Raw genomic sequence first — 22229 nt, forward strand, 5'->3', positions numbered from 1 at the left:
CAGGGAAGGCCAGTGCGAAGAGCGAAGCGTCCGCGCCATGGACGGCGCGGCCGATCTGCAGGGATGCGTTTATCCTTCGCGATCGGACTGGCCTTCCCTGTCGGTTGCACCCAGCATTCAGCAACAAGTGCACCCATCCAATAGCAACCAACGCACCCAAACCAACAGCAGCCATCAACCCCCAACCCACAAGCAAAAAAGAGCACAAGGTCTAAACCTCATGCTCTCCTCATTCAGCGGCAAGAAAAAGAAATTAGCCTTCCGCCTGCTGTGACTGAATCGCGGTCAGTGCGATGGTATAAACAATGTCATCCACCAATGCGCCACGTGACAAATCGTTCACCGGCTTACGCATACCTTGCAGCATTGGCCCGATGGAAATCAGGTCAGCAGAACGCTGTACCGCTTTATAAGTGGTATTACCGGTGTTCAGATCCGGGAAAATAAACACGGTCGCGCGACCTGCAACCGCTGAGTTTGGCGCTTTCGATTTCGCCACATCTTCCATAATCGCGGCGTCATACTGCAACGGACCATCGATCACCAGATCCGGACGTTTCTCCTGCGCGATACGCGTCGCTTCACGCACCTTCTCAACGTCGCTACCCGCACCAGAGTTACCGGTAGAGTAAGAAATCATCGCCACGCGCGGATCGATACCAAAGGCCTTAGCAGAATCCGCAGACTGAATAGCGATCTCTGCCAACTGCTCAGGGTTCGGATCCGGGTTAATCGCGCAGTCGCCGTACACCAGCACCTGCTCAGGCAGCAGCATAAAGAATACTGAAGACACCAGTGAGCTGTTCGGTGCGGTCTTGATCAACTGTAACGGCGGACGAATGGTATTGGCGGTGGTATGCACGGCGCCGGACACCAAACCGTCTACTTCACCGCGCTCCAGCATCATGGTGCCGAGCATCACGTTATCTTCCAACTGCTCCTGCGCGACCACTTCGGTCATGCCCTTGCTCTTACGCAACTCAACCAAACGTGGCACATAATTCTCGCGCACCACTTCTGGATCGACAATCTCAATGCCCTGGCCCAGCACCACACCTTGAGCCGCTGCCACACGCTGGATCTCTTCTGGATTGCCCAACAGCACACAGGAAGCAATGCCGCGTTCGGCACAAATCGCTGCCGCTTTCACGGTGCGCGGTTCGTCGCCTTCTGGCAGCACGATGCGCTTGCCCGCTTTACGTGCCAGCTCAGTGAGCTGATAACGGAAGGCTGGCGGTGACAGACGGCGGCTGCGCTCGGAGGTTGCCGTCAGCGACTCAACCCAATCGGCATCGATAAAGCTGGCCACATACTCCTGCACCTTCTCAATACGCTGCGTATCATCCGCTGGCACTTCAAGGTTAAAGCTCTGCAGGCTCAGCGAGGTCTGCCAGGTATTGGTTTTCACCATAAACACCGGCAGGCCAGTCTGGAAGGCACGCTCACACAGACGCGCAATCGGCGCTTCAATCTGATAACCACCGGTCAGCAACACGGCACCGATCTCAATCCCGTTCATGGCGGCGAGACAAGCCGCAACCAACACGTCTGGACGATCAGCTGAAGTCACCAACAGTGAACCCGGACGGAAATGCTCCAGCATGTGCGGAATGCTGCGCGCACAGAACGTCACCGATTTCACACGGCGCGTCTGAATCTCACCTTCATTGATGATATCGGCATTCAAATGACGGCACATATCGATGGCGCGCGTGGCGATCAGATCGAAACTCCACGGCACACAGCCCAAAATCGGCAGCGGGCTATTAGCAAACAGCTGCTTAGGATCGATATTGGCGATGCTCGCTTTGTTCGAATCATCAAAAATTTCGGACAGGTCCGGGCGCGTACGACCCTGCTCATCCACTGGCGCGTTCAGTTTGTTAATGATTACGCCGGTAATGTTCTTGTTCTTGCTGCCACCAAAGCTACTCTGCGTGACTTCAATACGTTCTTTCAACTGAGCCGGAGAATCGTTACCCAACGCCGTCACAAACACGATTTCAGCATTCAGAGTCTTGGCAATTTCATAGTTCAGCGAGGAAGCAAACTGATGCTTACGCGTTGGCACCAACCCTTCAACCAACACCACTTCTGCGTCTTGCGCATTGGCGTGGTAGTTAGCAATGATCTCTTCCATCAACACGTCTTGCTGGTTCGAACCCAACAATGACTCAACGCGTGACATCTGCAGCGGTTCAGCGGCAGGAATCGCGGAGTTCTTACGGATGATGGTCGTGGTCTGGTCCGGCGCATCGCCGCCCGCACGTGGCTGGGCAATCGGCTTGAACACGCTCAGGCGTACGCCTTTGCGCTCCATGGCACGGATCACGCCGAGGCTGACGCTGGTCAGGCCGACGCTGGTGCCGGTAGGGATGAGCATGATTGTACGTGACACTATTGAAACCTCTCAGGTGTTGCAGACTAGCCAAAACAACTCCGTCAGCCTGAGCTGACGGAGAGAAGTGTATTTACGCGGTAAGACGCGCGGCGTCCTGGGCGATAACCAACTCTTCGTTGGTCGGGATCACCACGGCCGGTCGAGTGCCTTCTTTATTGATAAAGCCAGACTTGCCGAAGCGTGCGGCCAGGTTGCGCTCATGATCCACTTCGAAGCCTAACAGACCAAGTTTCGCCAGCGCCAGTTCACGCACCATTGCGGCGTTCTCACCGATACCGCCCGTAAAGATCACGGCATCAAGACGACCTTCCATCAGCGCGGTATAGCTGCCGATGTACTTCGCCAGACGATGACAGAACACATCCATCGCACGCTTAGCGTCTTCTTTGGTCGCGTAGTTATCTTCAACGTAGCGGCAATCGCTGGTCACTTCAGTCAGACCCAGCAGGCCGGACTCTTTGGTCAACAGCTTATTGATAGCGTCAACGCTCATGCCGAGGGAATCATGCAGGAAGAACACGATAGCGGGATCGATATCACCGCTGCGGGTGCCCATCACCAAACCTTCCAGCGGGGTCAGACCCATTGAAGTATCAACACACTGACCATTGCGGATGGCAGAAACCGAACCGCCGTTGCCCAGATGGCAAGTGATGATGTTCAGCTCGTTCACTGGCTTGTTGAGCATTTTTGCGGCTTCCTGCGTCACATAGTAGTGACTGGTGCCGTGTGCGCCATAACGACGAACGCCGTGCTCTTTATACAGTTTGTACGGCAGAGCATAAAGATATGACTCTTCCGGCATAGTCTGATGGAAAGCTGTATCAAAAACCGCCACATTCTTATCCGACAGGTGCGGGAAGTTCTTCAGCGCTTCGTCGATGCCGATCAAGTGCGCAGGGTTATGCAGCGGCGCAAAGGAGGAAGCATCTTTAATACCTTGGATCACAGATTCGTCGATGATGACCGATTGAGTCAGCTGCTCACCGCCATGAACAATACGATGACCGATTGCAGCAATTTGTGCCGAAAGCTCTGGTTTTTGTGCCAGAATAGTTTTAACAATGAAGTTCAGCGCTTCACTATGTGCCGCGCCTGCGCCGAGAGGGGCTTCCTGTTTGCTGCCTTCCAGTTTCCACTTAATACGTGCTTCAGGTAAATGGAAACACTCCGCCAGACCTGACAGATATTCGTCACCGGTGGCGGGATTAAGGATGGCAAACTTAAGAGAAGAGCTGCCGCAGTTCAGAACCAGTACTAACTTCGTCGACATGGAAGTACCTATTGATTAAAGAGTGGCTAAAAATAACGCAATCAGACTAACAGCGTAGCCCATGAATGCTGGTAGATTAATGATTAACATCATGCGGTAGTCAAAAAGACACCGACATGCAAAAAAATTTCGGTAATTTTACGCAGATTTTTGAAATCCGCTTAGCGAAACATGGCTCTTAACCGCTCTTTTATTGAGCTGAAGCTTCCGGTAATGTTGCTAAAACGGCGTCAGAATACCCACTGTCACCCGCAAAGACAAAATTTTTTGAAGGATGTCACGTAAAGTTGTGTAGTTATCATATTATTTTAAACATTACAGATTTAGTTGAGGTCTATCATGGCGAATGACACAAGTAATCCCGGCTGGTTCGGTTTGTTCCAGAACGGTCAGCGTTACATGAAGACCTGGCCAGCTGATAAGCGCCTGGCGCCGATGTTCCCTGAGAACCGTGTCGTAACAGCCACACGCTTTGCCATCCGCTTTATGCCACCTCTGGCGATTTTTACGCTGACATGGCAAATCGCCATGGGCGGTCAGTTGGGCCCGGCAATCGCTACCGCACTGTTTGCCTGCAGTTTGCCGATGCAGGGATTGTGGTGGCTGGGTAAGCGTTCGATTACGCCGTTGCCCCCCACGCTGCTGCACTGGTTCCACGAAGTGCGCACTAAACTGGAAGAAGCGGGGCAGGCGATTGCGCCGGTCGACGGGAAGCCGACTTACCAGGCTCTGGCCGATGTGCTGAAGCGCGCCTTTAAACAGCTCGATCGCACTTTCCTCGACGATCTTTGATCGTTCAGGCCCATTTCCTGCGACGGAATGTGGGCCGAAACCGGGTTCAAATCAAAGAAAAAGTGATGCGGACAAACACGCATCGCTTTCCATGTGTAATCATTTATCCATTGTTTAAATCTTAAGCGGCCGCGACGGCCCGGGAGCAAACCATGGAAATGACCCATGCACAACGACTCATCCTCTCCAATCAATACAAAATGATGGCGATGCTGGAGCCCGAAAACGCCGAGCGCTATCGCCGTTATCAGACCATCATTGAGCGAGGTTATGGCCTGCAACTGCGCGAACTCGACAAAGAGTTTGGTGAGCTAACCGAAGCTACCTGCCGCCAGCTCATCGACATTATGGAAATGCACCATGCGCTGCATGTCTCCTGGTCGAACCTCAAAGAACCACATACCCTTGAAGAGCGCCGCCTGGCGTTTCTCGGTTTTGATGCCGCGACCGAAGCGCGCTATCTCGGTTATGTGCGCTTTATGGTAAACGTTGAAGGACGCTACACTCACTTTGATTCTGGTACCCACGGCTTTAATGCGCAGACGCCGATGTGGGAAAAATACCAACGCATGCTGGCGGTGTGGCACACTTGCCCACGTCAATATCATCTTAGCGCGAACGAAATCGCGCAGATTCTCAATGCCTGAATTAAGGAGCGATGCGTGAATTACAGGGGTTTTCTGTTTGATTTAGACGGTACGCTGGTGGATTCATTGCCTGCAGTGATCCGCGCGTGGTCACTGTGGGGCGAGCGCCACGGGCTGGCAGCGGAAGAAGTCCTGAACTTTATTCACGGTAAGCCGGCGATTAATTCATTGCGTCATTTTATGGCTGGCCAATCAGAAGAGGCGATTCAGGCGGAGTTTCTCTGGCTTGAGCGTTTAGAAGCGGAAGATACTCAGGGCGTGCAAGCCATCCCAGGGGCGAAGGCGCTTTTGGCGACCCTCAATGAGCTGCAAATTCCTTGGGCAATCGTGACGTCAGGATCGATTCCCGTGGCGCATGCGCGTCATAAAACCGCCGGTTTGCCGTTGCCGGAAGTCTTTATTACTGCTGAGAACATCAAGTTGGGCAAACCCAATCCGGAGCCTTATCTGCTCGGTGCTGAACGTCTAGGGTTGGCCGCCACAGAATGTGTGGTGGTGGAAGATGCGCCTGCAGGCATTATTGCGGGTCTGGAGGCGGGCAGTGCTGTCGTGGCCGTCAACGCACCCGTCGATGCAGCAAGACTGAACGAAGTCACTTTCCAGGTGAACACGCTGGAACCGCTGGTGGTGACATCAGCAGAAAATGGCACGTTCACATTGGCTGTCAACGGTTAACGTCCGGGCGCTTCAGTGCGCCCGAATGTCATCGCTTACAGTGGCGTATCCTGTGAAATCTCATCCAGCGACAGGCTGAAGCTCGGAATAAATACTTCGACAAAGTAATCCATCTCCGGAGAACGACGCTGTGCCAGCGTTTTTTCCAGACGAGCCTTCGCCAGCAGAAACTCATTATTACCCGCTGCCAACTCTTCCAGACACTTCACATAGGCGCAGAGCGCATCGGCCTGCTTCACCACCGCCTGTTCACTTTCGCTATGCAGATGTTCATCGATCAACGGACGGTAAGCGTCCTGCAATTCAGGCGGCAGCATCTCGATCAGCTTTTGCTGCGCAATCTTCTCGATCTTTTTATATTCATGGGCAATCTGCGCGTTGTAATACTTCACGGGCGTGGGCAAATCACCGGTTAATACTTCGCTGGCATCGTGGTACAGCGCCAGCATAGCAATGCGCTCTGCGTTGAGATTGCCATTAAACTTCTTGTTCTTAATGATGGCTAAGGCATGCGCAACCATCGCAACCTGAAGACTGTGTTCAGAAACGTTTTCGGTGCGCACATTGCGCATCAGCGGCCAGCGATTGATCAGTTTAAGACGGGAAAGGTGGGCGAAAAAGTGGCTTTGGGTCATGGAGAGTTCCTGTTCGCACGGCGGGGAGTTATGCACTCCCCGAAATGCGACCAGTATACGCGTCAGCGATTACTGACGATAGCCTTGCAGGAAACGACCAAATTTATTGATCGCCATTTCCAGATCGTCGACGCGAGGCAGTGTCACAATGCGTACGTGATCCGGCCATGGCCAGTTAAAGGCGGTACCCTGAACCAGCAGCACTTTCTCTTGTAACAGGAAATCCAATACCATTTTCTGATCGTCGAAGATGTTGAACTTCTTCGGGTCGATACGCGGGAACATGTACAACGCACCTTGCGGTTTCACACAGCTCACGCCTGGAATGTCGTTGATCAACTCCCATGCGCGTTGACGCTGTTCATACAGACGACCGCCGGGCGCGATAAACTCGCTGATGCTTTGATAGCCACCCAGTGCGGTTTGAATCGCATGTTGTGCAGGCACGTTGGCGCATAAACGCATCGACGCCAGCATTTCCAGCCCTTCAATATAGCCCTTGGCATGCTTCTTCGGACCGTTTAAGACCATCCAGCCCTGACGGAAACCCGCCACGCGATAGGTCTTAGATAATCCATTGAAGGTCACCGTCAACAGATCCGGGGCCAGCGCAGCAATGGAATGATGCTGTGATTCGTCATACAAAATCTTGTCGTAGATTTCGTCTGCAAAAATGATCAGGTTGTGCTGACGCGCAATCTCAACCACTTCCATCAACAGCTCTTTGCTGTATACCGCACCCGTTGGGTTGTTCGGGTTGATAATCACAATACCGCGCGTACGAGGCGTGATTTTACTGCGAATATCATCCAGATCCGGGAACCAACCCGCAGACTCATCACACAGATAATGCACCGCTTTACCGCTCGACAGCGAAACGGCAGCGGTCCACAGCGGATAATCCGGGGCAGGAACCAGCATCTCGTCACCGCTGTTCAGCAAGGCCTGCATGGCCTGCACAATCAGCTCGGAAACGCCGTTACCAATGTAAATATCTTCAACGGTAACATCGCGCATATCACGCGCCTGGTAGTGCTGCATAATGGCTTTACGCGCCGAATACAGACCTTTCGAATCACAATAGCCTTGTGAACTTGGCAAATTGCGAATCACATCCACCAGAATTTCATCGGGGGCTTCAAAACCAAACGGGGCAGGGTTGCCAATGTTCAGTTTGAGAACTTTGTTGCCTTCTTCTTCAAGACGCTTTGCTTCTTTCAGTACCGGACCACGGATGTCATAACAGACATTTTCCAGCTTGCCGGATTTATCAATTTGAAAATTCATCGTTACCGCCTTAACGGGCAGAGTCCTTTAACCTGCCACCAAAAACAAACCAGCCCAATTTACTCCTCTCACCGTAACAAAAGAAGGGCAGCCGTAGGTTTTGGCGCGTTTGCCAATCATTCCCATTCCAGGTGGCGTAAAAAGCATGCCTCACAAGTTATTCTGGTCTATAAAACTAGTAATGCTATCTGTGGTAACATTAAATGCTGGCGTTGTCTTATGGGACTGTAAACCCCTTTATCCATAGGTAAGGGGCGCCATTGAGAAATTTTTTATTTACATCTTGGGTAAAAAATCATTAGCGACCTGATGAAATAGTTAAAGGAATCTTGTTGGACGCCGAATAAATGTGCAGTGCGGTTGAAGCCAGGACTGGTGCCAGAAAATGTCACGAATTCTCATTCACTTTACGCTGGCAGGATTAAGCCCTGTACCGAGAAAGATTCCGATGGCAATCGCGGGTTAAATAGCATTTACACTGTAACTTTAACGCTTGTGATGCAGTTTCAGAACCAGGGGGGTTAAAATTTGACCAGCGTTGTGGCAGGATGTGCCGGAAAAGGGATTTGGTCAAAAATTGCGATGTTTTGTACAAAAACATTTCCCTTTAAAGCGTAAAAATGATTAAGTATAATTTATTATTTGATGCACTTTACCGCTTCGCATCACCATAACATGATGTTATCTCTTTTTGACCCGCAGGCCTTTTTCGCGGGAAACTAGACAACTACGCAGCTTCCAGCACCTGTGCGACATACGTCTTCGTACCCGAAGTTGTTCTGTCTTTATAGACGGCGCTCCTCTGCTTGACAGAGTGACGTATCCGTCGGCATCCGCCTGACACGATTTTTTCATGACAGCTCCACACAGGGCTGTCATTAAGCACCATTACCTATTATCTCTTTGATAACTAAGGTAATACACCAGGGTAGTAGTTTTAAAAAATCTTATAAGTGAAGAAAAAACATGACTAATGCAAATCGTCCGATACTGAATCTCGACCTCGATCTGCTGCGTACTTTTGTTGCTGTTGCTGACTTAAATACTTTTGCAGCTGCGGCTGCGGCAGTATGCAGAACGCAATCGGCAGTAAGCCAGCAGATGCAACGTCTGGAACAATTGGTAGGTAAAGAGCTGTTTGCCAGACATGGACGTAATAAACTGCTGACGGAGCATGGCATCCAGTTGCTGGGCTACGCCAGAAAGATCCTTCGTTTTAACGACGAAGCCTGTACCTCTTTAATGTACAGCAACATCCAGGGCGTGCTGACCATCGGCGCTTCTGATGATACCTCTGATACTATCCTGCCGTTCCTGCTTAACCGCGTGACGTCGGTGTATCCGAAGCTGGCCATTGATGTGCGTGTTAAACGCAACCCGTTCATGATGGAAATGTTGAATCAGGGTGAGGTCGATCTGGTTGTCACCACGTCCAGTCCTGGTAATTTCACCTATCAGGTCCTGCGTACTTCTCCAACGTTATGGTATTGCGCGGCGGATTATATCTTCCAGCGCGGCGAAGCCATTCCATTGGTGTTACTGGATGAGCCAAGCCCGTACCGTGACATGGCGATCGATCACCTGAACGAAGCTGGCATCCCATGGCGCATCTCTTATGTTGCTTCAACGCTGGCAGCGGTCCGTGCGGCAGTGAAAGCGGGTCTGGGTGTGACAGCACGTCCGGTTGAGATGATGAGCCCAGAACTGCGCGTGATGGGTGCTGCAGAAGGTCTGCCGGTATTGCCGGACACCCAGTACCTGCTGTGTCGCAATCCAGACAGTGATAACGAGTTGGCGCTGGCGATCTTCAACGCGATGCAATCGACCAATGATCCTTACAATCTGACGGCAAATACAGATGGTTCACTGCTGCTGGATGACGAAGAGTAAGGAGAACAATAGCGGGTTATTCGGTGTGATTGGAATACCGGTTAATTGTTAAAACTTGCGAAAATAAGCCTTAGACTGATAATCATCAGCTAAGGCTTTTTTTATGCGTTTTATATCATCATTTCTGGCGCGATTTGCGACGGATAATTTTCCTATCTTCCTGAAAAATGAAAATTGTTCCATTTTTACTCAAAGTGGAACTTCTTTATCATTTCGTGCCATCTTTCCCTGACCCAGCAATGGCGTCATTCGCCGATTTTTACAGCAAAAAACACCATTATGTGTTCTGGATCAAAAAAATACCCCCTATAAGGGGGGGGAAATCCCCGCAAGACCTGTCAAAATATGATTGTTAAATGCACGATCCATGCATGTGAATACCCGCTACACTGAAATTAACCTCACAAACTGAAGCGATTTAGCTGGTATGATGGGGTTCATTTGTTAATAATATGCTACGGGTGTTAATTAATGTTTGGATGCTTTTGTCAAAGTTGACAAAAGGTTATAGAAAGGAGTAAAAAACCCCATAAAATTGCTGCCTATATGATAATGACAGCATAGTTTACAAGGTTTTTTATCCTTCCCTTGAATTCATGTGGTGTGTTTGCTGCGACAGTGCAGGATGCCATCGCCACTTTTGATGAGTAAGCAAAGAGTATGTCGACAACCACAGAAGTGATCGCTCATCACTGGGCGTTTATTGTTTTTATTGTTCTTGCATTCGGCCTGTGTGCCTTCATGTTGACCGGCGGTTGGTTGTTAGGTGGACGTGCACGTGCGCGCCACAAAGATACCCCGTTTGAGTCGGGTATCGAATCCGTCGGTGATACCCATATTCGCCTCTCCGCTAAATTCTATCTGGTTGCGATGTTCTTCGTTATTTTCGACGTCGAAGCCCTCTATTTATACGCATGGTCGACTTCAATCCGTGAAAGCGGTTGGGTTGGCTTTGTCGAAGCCGCAATTTTCATTTTGGTGCTATTGGCAGGCCTGGTTTATCTGGTGCGCATCGGTGCGCTGGATTGGGCTCCTGCGCGTCGTCGCGTAGTGGTCAAATCAATCCCGGTCAGCCACAACCACACCAACCCTCATAAGCAGTAAAAGCGAGGCAATAAGATGGACTACACGCTGACACGCGTAGACCCGAACGGCGGCGGTGATAACGATCGTTATCCTCTGCAGAAACAGGAGATTGTTACCGATCCCCTGGAGCAGCACGTTCATCGCAGCGTCTACATGGGCAAACTCGAACATGCCCTGCATGACATGGTGAACTGGGGTCGTAAAAACTCTCTGTGGCCGTACAACTTCGGTCTTTCCTGTTGCTACGTGGAGATGACCACGTCATTCACCGCAGTGCATGACGTGGCGCGTTTTGGTGCGGAAGTTATGCGTGCCTCTCCACGTCAGGCTGATTTCATGGTGATAGCCGGTACGCCGTTTACCAAAATGGCGCCGGTTATTCAGCGTTTGTATGACCAGATGCTGGAACCGAAATGGGTGATCTCCATGGGCGCCTGTGCTAACTCGGGCGGCATGTACGACATCTACTCCGTGGTGCAAGGCGTGGATAAATTCCTGCCAGTTGACGTGTACATTCCGGGCTGCCCGCCGCGCCCTGAGGCTTACATGCAAGCGCTGCTGTTGCTGCGCGAGTCCATCGGCAAAGAGCGTCGTCCACTGTCGTGGGTGGTGGGTGATCAGGGTGTTTATCGCGCCAATATGCAGCCAGAGCGTGAAAGAAAACGCGGTGAGCGTATTGCCGTCACTAACCTGAGAACGCCTGACGAAGTCTAAGCTTCCCGTACACGGATGGCACAACGGCCGCAGCAGAACATCACAATTTAATGTGCGCCGCCATCCTGACGCCTTCTTTTAGCGCCTGATTACAGGCCGGAATGGTGAGTAACGTATGACAGATTTAACCACGCAAGATCTCGCTCAGCCTTCATGGCAAACCCGCGACCACCTGGATGATCCAGTGGTCGGCGAGCTGCGTAACCGTTTTGGGCCGGATGCCTTTACCGTTCAGGCCACCCGCACCGGGATTCCGGTGGTTTGGGTGAAGCGTGAACAGTTACTGGAAATTGTCGAATTCCTGCGTAAGCTGCCGAAGCCGTATGTCATGTTGTATGACTTACACGGTTTCGATGAGCGTCTACGTACCAACCGCGCCGGTTTGCCCGCCGCGGATTTTTCCGTTTTCTATCACCTGCTGTCGATTGAACGCAACCGCGACATCATGCTCAAGGTGGCGCTGTCGGAAAACGATCTGAATGTGCCGACCATCACCAAAATTTTCGCCAATGCCAACTGGTATGAGCGCGAAACCTGGGAGATGTTTGGTATCACCTTCAATGGCCATCCACATCTGACGCGCATCATGATGCCGCAAACCTGGGAAGGCCATCCGCTGCGTAAAGATTACCCAGCGCGTGCCACTGAATTCGATCCGTTTGAACTGACTAAGCAGAAAGAAGATCTGGAGATGGAGGCGTTGACCTTCAAGCCCGAAGATTGGGGCATGAAGCGCAGCACCACCAATGAGGACTTTATGTTCCTCAACCTCGGTCCGAACCACCCATCAGCACACGGTGCCTTCCGTATCATCCTGCAGTTGGATGGCGAAGAGATCGTCGATTGCGTACCGGACGTTGGTTACCACCATCGTGGTGCCGAGAAGATGGGCGAGCGTCAATCATGGCACAGCTACATTCCGTACACCGACCGTATCGAGTATCTCGGCGGCTGCGTAAACGAGATGCCATACGTGCTGGCGGTGGAAAAATTAGCCGGTATCACCGTGCCGGATCGCGTCAACGTGATCCGCGTGATGTTGTCTGAGCTGTTCCGTATCAACAGCCACTTGCTGTACATCTCCACTTTTATTCAGGACGTCGGCGCGATGACACCGGTGTTCTTTGCCTTTACCGATCGTCAGAAAATCTATGACGTGGTGGAAGCGATTACCGGTTTCCGTATGCACCCGGCGTGGTTCCGCATTGGCGGCGTGGCGCATGACCTGCCGAAAGGGTGGGAGCGTTTGCTGCGTGACTTCCTCGACTGGATGCCAAAGCGTCTGCGAGAGTATGACAAAGCCGCACTGCGTAACACCGTACTGATTGGCCGTTCAAAAGGCGTTGCCGCCTACAACATGGACGAAGCGCTGGCGTGGGGCACCACCGGTGCTGGCCTGCGTGCCACCGGTCTTGACTTCGACGTGCGCAAATGGCGCCCGTATTCAGGCTACGAAAACTTCGACTTTGAGATCCCTGTCGGCGCCGGCATCAGTGATGCTTACACCCGCGTTCAGCTCAAGATGGAAGAGATGTGGCAGTCGCTGCGCATTCTGGAACAGTGCCTGAAAAACATGCCGGAAGGCCCGTTCAAAGCGGATCATCCGCTGACCACGCCGCCACCAAAAGAGCGCACGCTGCAGCACATTGAAACCCTGATCACTCACTTCCTGCAGGTGTCGTGGGGTCCGGTGATGCCGGCCAACGAATCCTTCCAGATGATTGAAGCGACCAAAGGGATCAACAGCTACTACCTGACCAGCGATGGCAGCACCATGAGCTACCGCACCCGCGTGCGTACGCCAAGCTTCCCGCACCTGCAGCAGATCCCATCGGTGATCCGCGGCAGCCTGGTATCCGACTTGATCGTGTACCTCGGTAGTATCGATTTTGTTATGTCAGACGTGGACCGCTAATTATGCACGATCAAAAAATTGCTATTCACACTATCGACCCTGATGAGGTCTTTGTGCTGAGCGAGACCGAGCACCACGCTATCGAGCACGAAAAACACCATTACGAAGATGCGCGCGCCGCCTCAATTGAAGCGTTGAAGATCGTGCAGAAGCAGCGTGGCTGGGTGCCAGATGGTGCAATCGGTGCCATTGCTGATGTACTCGGCATTCCTGCCAGTGACGTGGAGGGTGTGGCAACGTTTTATAGCCAGATCTATCGCACGCCGGTGGGGCGCCATGTCATCCGTTACTGCGACAGCGTGGTGTGTCACATCACCGGTTTCCAGGGCATTCAGGCGGCACTCGAGCAGAACCTGAACATCAAACCGGGCCAGACCACCACCGATGGCCGCTTTACCCTGTTGCCAACCTGCTGTCTGGGCAACTGCGATAAAGGCCCAACCATGATGGTGGATGAAGATACCCACGTTCATCTGACGCCGGAAGGCATCGCCAAACTGCTGGAGCAGTATCAATGACCATTAAACAGATCATTCGTACTGCGGAAACCCATCCACTGACCTGGCGTCTGCGTGACGACAAGCAGCCAGTATGGATCGATGAATATCGCAGTAAAAACGGTTATGTCGGTGCGGATAAAGCATTGAAAGGCATGAGCCAGGACGAAATCGTTGCCGCGGTGAAAGACTCCGGTCTGAAAGGTCGCGGTGGTGCAGGCTTTAACACTGGCCTGAAGTGGAGCCTGATGCCGAAAGACGAATCCATGAACATCCGTTACCTGCTGTGTAACGCCGATGAGATGGAGCCGGGCACCTATAAAGACCGCCTGCTAATGGAGCAAATGCCGCATCAGCTGGTGGAAGGCATGCTGATCAGTGCGTTCGCGCTGAAAGCCTACCGTGGTTACATCTTCCTGCGTGGCGAGTATATCGAAGCGGCAGTGCATCTGCGCCGTGCGATTGCGGAAGCCACCGAAGCGGGCTACCTCGGTAAAAACATTCTTGGCAGCGGTTTCGACTTTGAGCTGATCGTCCACACCGGCGCAGGTCGTTATATCTGTGGTGAAGAGACTGCACTGATCAACTCACTGGAAGGCCGCCGCGCGAACCCACGTTCAAAGCCGCCGTTCCCGGCGAGTGCCGGCGTGTGGGGCAAGCCTACCTGCGTGAATAACGTAGAAACCTTGTCGAATGTGCCCGCTATCCTCCTTAACGGCGTTGACTGGTACAAGAACATCTCTACCAGCGAAGACACCGGCACCAAGATGATGGGCTTCTCCGGTCGCGTGAAAATCCTGGCGTGTGGGAACTGCCGTTTGGCACCACCGCGCGTGAGATTCTGGAAGATTATGCCGGTGGCATGCGCGATGGCCTGAAGTTTAAAGCCTGGCAGCCAGGCGGAGCAGGTACTGATTTTCTGACCGATCAGCATCTTGATCTGCCAATGGAATTTGCCAGCATCGGTAAAGCCGGCAGCCGTTTAGGCACGGCATTGGCGATGGCGGTCGATCATGAAATCGGCATGGTTTCCCTGGTGCGTAACCTGGAAGAGTTCTTCGCGCGCGAGTCCTGCGGTTGGTGTACGCCATGCCGTGATGGCTTGCCATGGAGCGTGAAGATCCTGCGCGCGCTGGAGCAGAAAAAAGGCCAGCCGGGTGATATCGAAACCCTGCTGCAACTCTGCCGCCAGCTCGGCCCAGGTAAAACCTTCTGTGCCCACGCACCGGGTGCCGTAGAGCCATTGCAGAGCGCGATTAAATATTTCCGTGAAGAGTTTGAAGCCGGCATTGCGCCGCAGGTGTTTGGCAATACCCGATCGATCGGTGGTATTCAGCCCAACCTGCTGAAAGCGCGCTGGTAATCAGCCGCCGTACACGGAATTCACCCTGAGCCTTAACGGCTTGGGGGGCAGAATTAGATGTTTAACGCTCGTCTTAGGGCGAGCCTTACGGAAGCATGTTCACTATGGCTACAATCCATGTAGACGGTAAAGAATATGATGTGAACGGAGCGGACAACCTGTTGCAGGCGTGTCTCTCTCTGGGCCTTGATATTCCTTATTTTTGCTGGCATCCGGCGCTGGGAAGCGTGGGAGCCTGCCGCCAGTGCGCGGTGAAGCAATTCCAGAATGCCGAAGATACCCGCGGTCGCCTTGTTATGTCATGCATGACACCGGCGTCGGACGGCACCTTTATTTCCATCGACGATGGCGAAGCGAAAGAGTTTCGTGAAAGCGTGGTGGAATGGCTGATGACCAACCACCCGCACGACTGTCCGGTGTGCGAAGAGGGCGGTAACTGCCACCTGCAAGATATGACGGTGATGACGGGCCACAGTTTCCGTCGTTATCGCTTCACCAAACGTACCCACCAGAATCAGGATCTCGGCCCGTTCATCTCTCATGAAATGAACCGCTGCATCGCCTGCTATCGCTGTGTGCGTTACTACAAAGATTATGCCGATGGCAAAGATCTCGGCGTTTACGGTGCACACGACAACGTCTACTTCGGCCGCCCGGAAGATGGCACGCTGGAGAGCGAATTCTCCGGTAACCTGGTCGAAATCTGCCCGACCGGCGTGTTCACCGATAAAACTCACTCCGAACGCTATAACCGTAAATGGGATATGCAGTTCGCGCCGAGCGTCTGCCAGCAGTGCAGCGTGGGTTGTAACACCAGCCCAGGCGAACGCTATGGTGAATTGCGTCGTATTGAGAACCGCTACAACGGCACCGTGAACCACTACTTCCTGTGTGACCGTGGTCGTTTCGGCTATGGCTATGTCAACCTTAAGGATCGTCCACGCCATCCGGTGCAGAAGCGCGGCAACGATTGGGTCAGCCTGAATGCTGAACAAGCGGTGAATGTGGCGGCTGACGTGCTGCGTCAGGCGAAGCGTGTGATCGGGATTGGCTCACCGCGTGCCAGCATTGAAAGCAACTTCGCGCTGCGTGAACTCGTCGGCGCGGAAAACTTCTCAACCGGTATGCCTGCGGGTGAGCAAGCGCGTGTAGAGCTGATGCTGAAAGTGTTGCAGGAAGGCGGTATCTACACGCCGTCACTGCGCGAAATGGAAAGTTACGATGCGGTGCTGGTGCTGGGTGAAGATTTGACTCAGGTCGGTGCGCGCGTGGCGCTCTCTGTGCGTCAGGCGGTCAAAGGCAAAGCACGTGAAATGGCAGCAGCACAGAAAGTGGCTGACTGGCAGATCGCGGCCATCCTTAACATCGGCCAGCACGCGAAACATCCGCTGTTTGTCACCAACGTCGATGAAACGCGTTTGGATGACATCGCCGCGTGGAGCTATCGCGCGCCGGTGGAAGATCAGGCACGTCTTGGCTTCGCCATCGCTAATGCCCTGGATGAAACGGCCCCGGCCGTCAGTGGCTTCGACAGCAAGCTGAACGGCAAGCTGGATGTGGTGGTACAGGCGTTAGCCGGTGCGAGAAAACCACTGATCATCTCCGGTACCCACTCTGGTAGCACCGCGATGATTGAAGCGGCAGCCAACGTGGCGAAAGCACTGAAAGGTCGTGGTGCCGATGTCGGGATTACCTTCCTGGCGGGCGCGGCTAACAGCTTTGGTCTCGGCCTGATGGGCGGCCAATCGCTGGATAGCGCGCTGCAACAGTTGGATAAAGGTGAAGCGGAAGCGCTGGTGGTGCTGGAAAATGATCTCTATCGCCACGCGCCGAAAGCCACCGTTGATGCCGCATTGCACAACACCGCACACGTGATTGTGGTTGATCACCAACGTACCGCCACGCTGGAGAAAGCCGGTCTGGTGCTCTCCACGGCGAGCTTCGCCGAGAGCGACGGTACCTCGATCAACCAGGAAGGCCGCGCCCAGCGTTTCTTCCAGGTTTACGATCCGTCTTACTACGACAACAGCATTGTGATGCTGGAGAGCTGGCGCTGGCTGCACTCGCTGCACAGCACCGTCGAAAGCCGCCAGATTGACTGGACGCTGCTGGATCACGTCATCGATGCCACCGTTGCGGCGCTGCCACAGTTGAAAGGCATCAAAGATGCTGCTCCGGATGCCAGCTTCCGTATTCGTGGTCAGAAACTGGCGCGTTCACCGCATCGTAACAGTGGCCGTACCGCGATGCGTGCCAACATCAGCGTGCATGAACCGCGTCAGCCGCAGGATAACGACACCATGTTTGCCTTCTCGATGGAAGGGAACAACCAGCCAGGCGCACCGCGTTCGCAGATTCCTTTTGCCTGGGCACCAGGCTGGAACTCCCCGCAGGCATGGAACAAATTCCAGGCTGAAGTGGGTGGTAAACTGCGTCACGGCGATCCGGGCGTGCGTCTGTTTGAAGCCGGTGAAGGTTCACTGCCATGGTTTACCACCGTGCCAGAAAGCTTCGTCGAAGGTGCGCAATACCGTGTTGCCCCTTACTACCAGCTGTTTGGTAGCGAAGAGATGACCCAGCGTTCGCCAACCTTCCAGAAGCGTATGTCGCCAGCCACGCTGGTGATTAACCCGGCTGATGCGGAAAAACTCGGCGTGAACAACGGCTCTGCGGTTGAACTGGTGTGTGCCGGTGAAACCCTGCAGTTGCCCGTGCGTTTATCCACTTCCCTGCAAGCAGGGCAGGTGGGGCTGCCGCTGGGCATGCCAGGTGTACCGCCGTTCCTTTCGGGTGCGCAAATTGACAAACTGCAGGAGGCCGCGCAATGAGCTGGCTGACACCGGACGTTATCGACATCCTCCTCCAAATCGTCAAAACGATTGTGATCTTGCTGGTGGTGGTGGGTTGTGGTGCCTTCATGAGTTTCGCCGAGCGTCGTCTGCTCGGCCTGTGGCAGAACCGTTATGGTCCAAACCGTGTGGGCTGGGGCGGATCGCTGCAGCTCGCGGCGGACATGATCAAAATGTTCTTTAAAGAGGACTGGGTTCCGCCGTTTACCGATCGCTTCATCTTTACCCTGGCGCCAGTGATTGCCTTTGTTTCGCTGCTGCTGGCGTTTGCCATTGTGCCGGTTTCGCCGACCTGGATGGTGACAGACCTGAATATCGGTCTGCTGTTCTTCCTGATGATGGCTGGCCTGGCGGTTTACGCCGTGCTGTTCGCCGGTTGGTCGAGTAACAACAAATACTCGTTGTTGGGTGCGATGCGTGCTTCGGCGCAGACGCTGAGCTACGAAGTGTTCCTTGGCCTGTCGCTGATGGGTGTGGTAGCGCAAGCCGGTTCATTCAACATGAACGCCATCGTCGAGAGTCAGGCGCACCTGTGGAACATCATTCCGCAGTTCTTCGGTTTCATCACCTTCTGCATCGCGGGCGTCGCGGTTTGTCACCGCCATCCGTTTGACCAGCCAGAAGCGGAGCAGGAACTGGCCGATGGTTACCACATTGAATACGCCGGTATGAAGTTCGGTCTGTTCTTTGTCGGTGAATATGTGGCTATCACCACCGTTTCAGCGTTGATCGTGACGCTGTTCTTCGGTGGCTGGCACGGACCATTTCTGCCGCCATTCATCTGGTTCGCCCTGAAAACGGCGTTCTTTATGGTGATGTTTATCCTGATTCGTGCTGCGCTGCCGCGTCCACGTTATGACCAGGTGCTGTCGTTCGGCTGGAAAGTGTGTCTGCCGTTGACGTTATTGAACCTGCTGGCAACCGCCGCAGTGATTCTGTACAGCGCGCAGTAAGGGGTTTTGAGATGACTTTAAAAGATATTGTCGTTGGCTTCGGCACGACAGTGCGCAGTATCTGGATGATAGGCATGCATGCCTTCGCCAAGCGCGAAACCCAGATGTATCCAGAAGAGCCAGTGTATCTGCCACCACGCTATCGTGGCCGTATTGTGCTGACGCGCGATCCGGATGGGGAAGAGCGCTGCGTTGCCTGTAACCTGTGTGCGGTAGCTTGCCCAGTGGGATGTATCTCGCTGCAGAAAGCCGAAACCAAAGATGGCCGTTGGTATCCGGAGTTCTTCCGCATCAACTTCTCGCGCTGTATCTTCTGCGGTCTGTGTGAAGAAGCGTGCCCAACCACCGCGATTCAGCTGACCCCAGACTTTGAACTGGGTGAGTTTAAGCGTCAGGATCTGGTGTACGAGAAGCAGGACCTGTTGATTTCCGGTCCGGGTAAATATCCGGAGTACAACTTCTATCGTATGGCTGGTATGGCGATCGACGGAAAAGAGAAGGGCGAAGCGGAAAACGAAGCCAAGCCCATCGACGTCAAAAGCTTATTACCTTAAGGAGCCAGGTATGGAATTTGCGTTTTATCTTTGCGGACTGGTGGCGATTTTGACGACATTGCGCGTCATTACCCACACCAATCCGGTGCATGCGCTGCTGTACCTGATCGTCTCGCTGCTTTCCATTGCGGGCGTGTTCTTCTCGATGGGTGCTTACTTTGCCGGTGCGCTGGAAATCATCGTCTACGCCGGTGCCATTATGGTGCTGTTCGTGTTCGTGGTGATGATGCTGAACCTGGGCAAAACCCAGCAGGACCAGGAACGCGAGTGGCTCAAGCCGTCGTTGTGGGTTGGTCCAGGCATCGTGTCACTGCTGCTGCTGGCGGTGATGATTTACGCCATCAGCACCGCGCAGGATCAGGGCATTGATGGCACGGTCATCGACGCTAAAGCGGTGGGTATCAGCTTATTTGGTCCTTACGTTCTGGCGGTTGAGCTGGCATCAATGCTGCTGCTGGCCGGTTTGGTGGTGGCCTTCCATATCGGACGTGAAGAGCGTCAGGGCGAAGTGATGAGCAGTCGCCACGCTGACGCACAAGCGAATAAGGAGGATCACGCATGATCCCGTTACAACACGGCCTGATGTTGGCTGCTGTGCTGTTTGTTCTCGGCCTGACCTCGCTGGTGCTGCGCCGCAACTTGCTGTTTATGCTGATTGGTCTGGAGATCATGATCAACGCCGCCGCGCTTGCGCTGGTGGTGGCAGGCAGCTATTGGGGACAAGCTGACGGCCAGGTGATGTACATTCTGGCGATCAGCCTCGCGGCAGCGGAAGCCAGTATCGGTCTGGCACTGCTGCTCCAGCTCTATCGTCGTCGTCAGACGTTGAACATTGACACAGTGAGCGAGATGCGCGGATGAATCTTCTCTATTTAACCGTATTATTTCCGCTGATTGGCTTCCTGCTATTGGCGTTTTCCCGTGGTCGCTGGTCGGAGAACCTGTCGGCAGCGGTGGGAATGGGTTCAGTCGGCCTCGCGGCATTGACCACCGTTTTCGTCGGTATGGATTTCTTCAGCAACGGACAACAACCTTCTACCCAGGCTCTGTGGACCTGGATGCAGGTCGGCCACTTTGATATCAAAGTGAACCTGGTGCTGGACGGCTTGTCGCTGACCATGCTCTCAGTGGTGACTGGCGTGGGTTTCCTCATCCACATGTTCGCTTCCTGGTACATGCGCGGTGAAGAGGGCTATTCACGCTTCTTCGCATACACCAACCTGTTCATCGCGAGCATGGTGGTGTTGGTGCTGGCCGATAACCTGATGCTGATGTATCTCGGTTGGGAAGGCGTAGGCCTGTGCTCTTATCTGCTGATTGGCTTCTACTACAGCAATCCAGAGAACGGTAAAGCGGCGATGAAAGCGTTCATCATTACCCGTGTGGGTGATGTGTTCCTGGCATTCGCGCTGTTCATTCTCTACAACGAACTGGGCACGCTCAACTTCCGCGAGCTGGTGGAACTGGCACCGGCGCACTTTGCTGCTGACAACCACATGCTGCAGTGGGCAACCCTGATGCTGTTAGGGGGTGCGGTCGGTAAATCTGCACAGCTGCCGTTGCAAACCTGGCTGGCCGATGCGATGGCCGGTCCAACGCCGGTATCTGCACTGATCCATGCCGCCACCATGGTCACCGCGGGTGTTTACCTGATTGCTCGTACCCATGGCCTGTTCCTGCTGACGCCGGAAGTGCTGCATCTGGTCGGCATTATCGGTGCGATTACGCTGGTGCTGGCGGGCTTTGCCGCGTTGGTACAAACCGATATTAAACGCGTGCTGGCTTACTCAACCATGAGTCAGATCGGCTACATGTTCCTGGCGCTGGGCGTACAGGCATGGGACGCGGCGATTTTCCACCTGATGACGCATGCCTTCTTTAAAGCACTGCTGTTCCTTTCTTCGGGTTCGGTCATTCTGGCCTGCCACCACGAGCAGAACATCTTCAAAATGGGCGGCCTGCGTAAGAGCATCCCATTGGTGTACACCTGCTTCCTGGTCGGCGGCGCAGCGCTGGCGGCACTGCCGCTGATTACCGCAGGTTTCTACAGTAAGGATGAAATCCTGTTCGGTGCGCTGGCAAATGGTCACATCAATCTGATGGTGGCGGGTCTGGTCGGTGCATTCCTGACCTCGATCTACACCTTCCGCATGATCTTCATCGTGTTCCACGGCGAAGAGAAAATTCATGCGCACGCGGGTAAAGGCATTACTCACCATCTGCCGCTGATTGTGCTGCTGGTACTTTCCACCTTCATTGGCGCGTTGATTACGCCACCGCTGGCGGGTGTGCTGCCGCAGAATGAGTTTGGCGAAGGCGGCAAAGTGACACTGGAAATCGCTTCAGGCGTGGTGGCGATTGCCGGCATCCTGATTGCTGCTGCCCTATGGTTAGGCAAACGTCAGCTGGTGACAAGCATCGCCAACAGCGCGCCGGGCCGTTTCTTCGGCACCTGGTGGTTCGCGGCATGGGGCTTCGACTGGCTGTATGACAAGGTGTTCGTAAAACCTTATCTCGGCATTGCCTGGCTGCTGAAGCGCGATCCGTTGAACTCACTGATGAACTTGCCTGCGCTGCTGTCGCGTATTGGCAATAAAGGGTTGGTAGTGAGTGAGAACGGTTACGTGCGCTGGTATGTGGCTTCCATGAGTGTCGGTGCCGTGGTGGTACTGGCGCTGATGCTGGTGATTTAAAGATT

The 22229-nt window shown here is 53.6% G+C and carries 19 protein-coding genes and 1 pseudogene; 16 read left to right on the forward strand and 4 right to left on the reverse strand.

What is annotated here, in order from left to right; all coding sequences use genetic code 11:
* Nucleotides 1-274: hypothetical protein (locus HA45_RS27770; protein WP_211280925.1), on the forward strand; the 274-nt coding region annotated here is incomplete at its 5' end.
* Here HA45_RS27770 and pta read toward each other — a convergent pair.
* Together pta and ackA are read right to left on the reverse strand one after the other, a co-directional pair.
* Entirely contained in the window at nucleotides 254-2398 is a 2145-nt protein-coding gene (gene pta / locus HA45_RS23445; protein WP_205960933.1) for a phosphate acetyltransferase, read from the reverse strand. The two genes, HA45_RS27770 and pta, sit on opposite strands and share 21 nt — an antisense overlap.
* A 73-nt stretch (nucleotides 2399-2471) precedes the next feature.
* Nucleotides 2472-3674, reverse strand: coding sequence for an acetate kinase (gene ackA, locus HA45_RS23450; protein WP_100701110.1), 1203 nt, complete (start codon nucleotides 3672-3674; stop codon nucleotides 2472-2474).
* Nucleotides 3675-4013: 339 nt separating this feature from the next.
* Here ackA and yfbV point away from each other — a divergent pair, with 339 nt between their 5' ends.
* The 3 genes from yfbV to HA45_RS23465 all read left to right on the forward strand — a co-directional run bounded on the left by yfbV (nucleotide 4014) and on the right by HA45_RS23465 (nucleotide 5788).
* Nucleotides 4014-4466: a terminus macrodomain insulation protein YfbV gene (gene yfbV, locus HA45_RS23455; RefSeq protein ID WP_100701109.1), complete on the forward strand. Its 453-nt coding sequence runs from the start codon at nucleotides 4014-4016 to the stop codon at nucleotides 4464-4466.
* A gap of 152 nt (nucleotides 4467-4618) precedes the next feature.
* Nucleotides 4619-5113 (forward strand): YfbU family protein, encoded by a 495-nt coding sequence (locus HA45_RS23460; protein WP_100701108.1) that lies wholly within the window; start codon nucleotides 4619-4621, stop codon nucleotides 5111-5113.
* Between the two features lie 15 nt (nucleotides 5114-5128).
* The gene (locus HA45_RS23465) at nucleotides 5129-5788 is read left to right on the forward strand and encodes a sugar phosphatase (protein ID WP_100701107.1); all 660 of its coding nucleotides are present in this window, start codon (nucleotides 5129-5131) and stop codon (nucleotides 5786-5788) included.
* A gap of 35 nt (nucleotides 5789-5823) precedes the next feature.
* Here HA45_RS23465 and yfbR read toward each other — a convergent pair whose 3' ends face one another.
* Nucleotides 5824-6423 (reverse strand): 5'-deoxynucleotidase, encoded by a 600-nt coding sequence (gene yfbR / locus HA45_RS23470; RefSeq protein ID WP_100701106.1) that lies wholly within the window; start codon nucleotides 6421-6423, stop codon nucleotides 5824-5826.
* Nucleotides 6424-6492: 69 nt separating this feature from the next.
* A complete protein-coding gene (locus HA45_RS23475) occupies nucleotides 6493-7710 on the reverse strand; it encodes a pyridoxal phosphate-dependent aminotransferase (RefSeq protein WP_034825078.1) in 1218 nt (405 codons plus the stop codon).
* Nucleotides 7711-8676: 966 nt separating this feature from the next.
* On the opposite strand from HA45_RS23475, the gene lrhA reads away from it, so the two are divergent.
* The 12 genes and pseudogenes from lrhA (at nucleotide 8677) to nuoL (ending at nucleotide 22224) form a co-directional block, all read left to right on the forward strand.
* Nucleotides 8677-9600 carry a transcriptional regulator LrhA gene (gene lrhA / locus HA45_RS23480; RefSeq protein WP_100701105.1) on the forward strand — a complete coding sequence of 308 codons (924 nt, stop codon included), beginning with the start codon at nucleotides 8677-8679 and terminating at the stop codon, nucleotides 9598-9600.
* A gap of 660 nt (nucleotides 9601-10260) precedes the next feature.
* Complete coding sequence (locus tag HA45_RS23485) at nucleotides 10261-10704, forward strand: NADH-quinone oxidoreductase subunit A (protein ID WP_100701104.1); 444 nt, start codon at nucleotides 10261-10263, stop codon at nucleotides 10702-10704.
* 15 nt (nucleotides 10705-10719) lie between these two features.
* A complete protein-coding gene (locus HA45_RS23490) occupies nucleotides 10720-11400 on the forward strand; it encodes a NuoB/complex I 20 kDa subunit family protein (protein ID WP_007889318.1) in 681 nt (226 codons plus the stop codon).
* 115 nt (nucleotides 11401-11515) lie between these two features.
* Nucleotides 11516-13315 carry an NADH-quinone oxidoreductase subunit C/D gene (gene nuoC / locus HA45_RS23495; RefSeq protein ID WP_100701103.1) on the forward strand — a complete coding sequence of 600 codons (1800 nt, stop codon included), beginning with the start codon at nucleotides 11516-11518 and terminating at the stop codon, nucleotides 13313-13315.
* 2 nt (nucleotides 13316-13317) lie between these two features.
* A complete protein-coding gene (gene nuoE, locus HA45_RS23500) occupies nucleotides 13318-13833 on the forward strand; it encodes an NADH-quinone oxidoreductase subunit NuoE (RefSeq protein WP_100701102.1) in 516 nt (171 codons plus the stop codon).
* Between the two features lie 2 nt (nucleotides 13834-13835).
* Nucleotides 13836-15175 (forward strand): annotated as a pseudogene (gene nuoF, locus HA45_RS23505) (NADH-quinone oxidoreductase subunit NuoF).
* 104 nt (nucleotides 15176-15279) lie between these two features.
* On the forward strand, nucleotides 15280-18003 hold the full coding sequence (nuoG, locus tag HA45_RS23510; protein WP_100701100.1) for an NADH-quinone oxidoreductase subunit NuoG: 2724 nt from the start codon (nucleotides 15280-15282) through the stop codon (nucleotides 18001-18003).
* Nucleotides 18000-18977: an NADH-quinone oxidoreductase subunit NuoH gene (gene nuoH, locus HA45_RS23515; RefSeq protein WP_100701099.1), complete on the forward strand. Its 978-nt coding sequence runs from the start codon at nucleotides 18000-18002 to the stop codon at nucleotides 18975-18977. The genes nuoG and nuoH overlap by 4 nt, the downstream gene beginning before the upstream one ends.
* Before the next feature lie 11 nt (nucleotides 18978-18988).
* On the forward strand, nucleotides 18989-19531 hold the full coding sequence (gene nuoI / locus HA45_RS23520; protein WP_084934609.1) for an NADH-quinone oxidoreductase subunit NuoI: 543 nt from the start codon (nucleotides 18989-18991) through the stop codon (nucleotides 19529-19531).
* Nucleotides 19532-19541: 10 nt separating this feature from the next.
* Nucleotides 19542-20093, forward strand: coding sequence for an NADH-quinone oxidoreductase subunit J (gene nuoJ / locus HA45_RS23525; RefSeq protein ID WP_100701098.1), 552 nt, complete (start codon nucleotides 19542-19544; stop codon nucleotides 20091-20093).
* Nucleotides 20090-20392, forward strand: a complete 303-nt coding sequence (gene nuoK, locus HA45_RS23530; protein ID WP_034825057.1) for an NADH-quinone oxidoreductase subunit NuoK — start codon at nucleotides 20090-20092, stop codon at nucleotides 20390-20392. The genes nuoJ and nuoK overlap by 4 nt, the downstream gene beginning before the upstream one ends.
* Complete coding sequence (gene nuoL, locus HA45_RS23535) at nucleotides 20389-22224, forward strand: NADH-quinone oxidoreductase subunit L (RefSeq protein ID WP_100701097.1); 1836 nt, start codon at nucleotides 20389-20391, stop codon at nucleotides 22222-22224. The genes nuoK and nuoL overlap by 4 nt, the downstream gene beginning before the upstream one ends.
* Nucleotides 22225-22229 lie beyond the last annotated feature (5 nt).

This window comes from Pantoea rodasii (assembly GCF_002095465.1).
GTDB classification, from domain to species: domain Bacteria; phylum Pseudomonadota; class Gammaproteobacteria; order Enterobacterales; family Enterobacteriaceae; genus Pantoea; species Pantoea rodasii.

Bases quoted from the DNA above. Each gene is read 5' to 3' on its own strand.
- ackA (WP_100701110.1), bottom strand. From the start codon at position 3,674: ATGTCGACGAAGTTAGTACTGGTTCTGAACTGCGGCAGCTCTTCTCTT.
- yfbV (WP_100701109.1), top strand. From the start codon at position 4,014: ATGGCGAATGACACAAGTAATCCCGGCTGGTTCGGTTTGTTCCAGAAC.
- HA45_RS23460 (WP_100701108.1), top strand. From the start codon at position 4,619: ATGGAAATGACCCATGCACAACGACTCATCCTCTCCAATCAATACAAA.
- yfbR (WP_100701106.1), bottom strand. From the start codon at position 6,423: ATGACCCAAAGCCACTTTTTCGCCCACCTTTCCCGTCTTAAACTGATC.
- HA45_RS23475 (WP_034825078.1), bottom strand. From the start codon at position 7,710: ATGAATTTTCAAATTGATAAATCCGGCAAGCTGGAAAATGTCTGTTAT.
- lrhA (WP_100701105.1), top strand. From the start codon at position 8,677: ATGACTAATGCAAATCGTCCGATACTGAATCTCGACCTCGATCTGCTG.
- HA45_RS23485 (WP_100701104.1), top strand. From the start codon at position 10,261: ATGTCGACAACCACAGAAGTGATCGCTCATCACTGGGCGTTTATTGTT.
- HA45_RS23490 (WP_007889318.1), top strand. From the start codon at position 10,720: ATGGACTACACGCTGACACGCGTAGACCCGAACGGCGGCGGTGATAAC.
- nuoC (WP_100701103.1), top strand. From the start codon at position 11,516: ATGACAGATTTAACCACGCAAGATCTCGCTCAGCCTTCATGGCAAACC.
- nuoE (WP_100701102.1), top strand. From the start codon at position 13,318: ATGCACGATCAAAAAATTGCTATTCACACTATCGACCCTGATGAGGTC.
- nuoG (WP_100701100.1), top strand. From the start codon at position 15,280: ATGGCTACAATCCATGTAGACGGTAAAGAATATGATGTGAACGGAGCG.
- nuoH (WP_100701099.1), top strand. From the start codon at position 18,000: ATGAGCTGGCTGACACCGGACGTTATCGACATCCTCCTCCAAATCGTC.
- nuoI (WP_084934609.1), top strand. From the start codon at position 18,989: ATGACTTTAAAAGATATTGTCGTTGGCTTCGGCACGACAGTGCGCAGT.
- nuoJ (WP_100701098.1), top strand. From the start codon at position 19,542: ATGGAATTTGCGTTTTATCTTTGCGGACTGGTGGCGATTTTGACGACA.
- nuoK (WP_034825057.1), top strand. From the start codon at position 20,090: ATGATCCCGTTACAACACGGCCTGATGTTGGCTGCTGTGCTGTTTGTT.
- nuoL (WP_100701097.1), top strand. From the start codon at position 20,389: ATGAATCTTCTCTATTTAACCGTATTATTTCCGCTGATTGGCTTCCTG.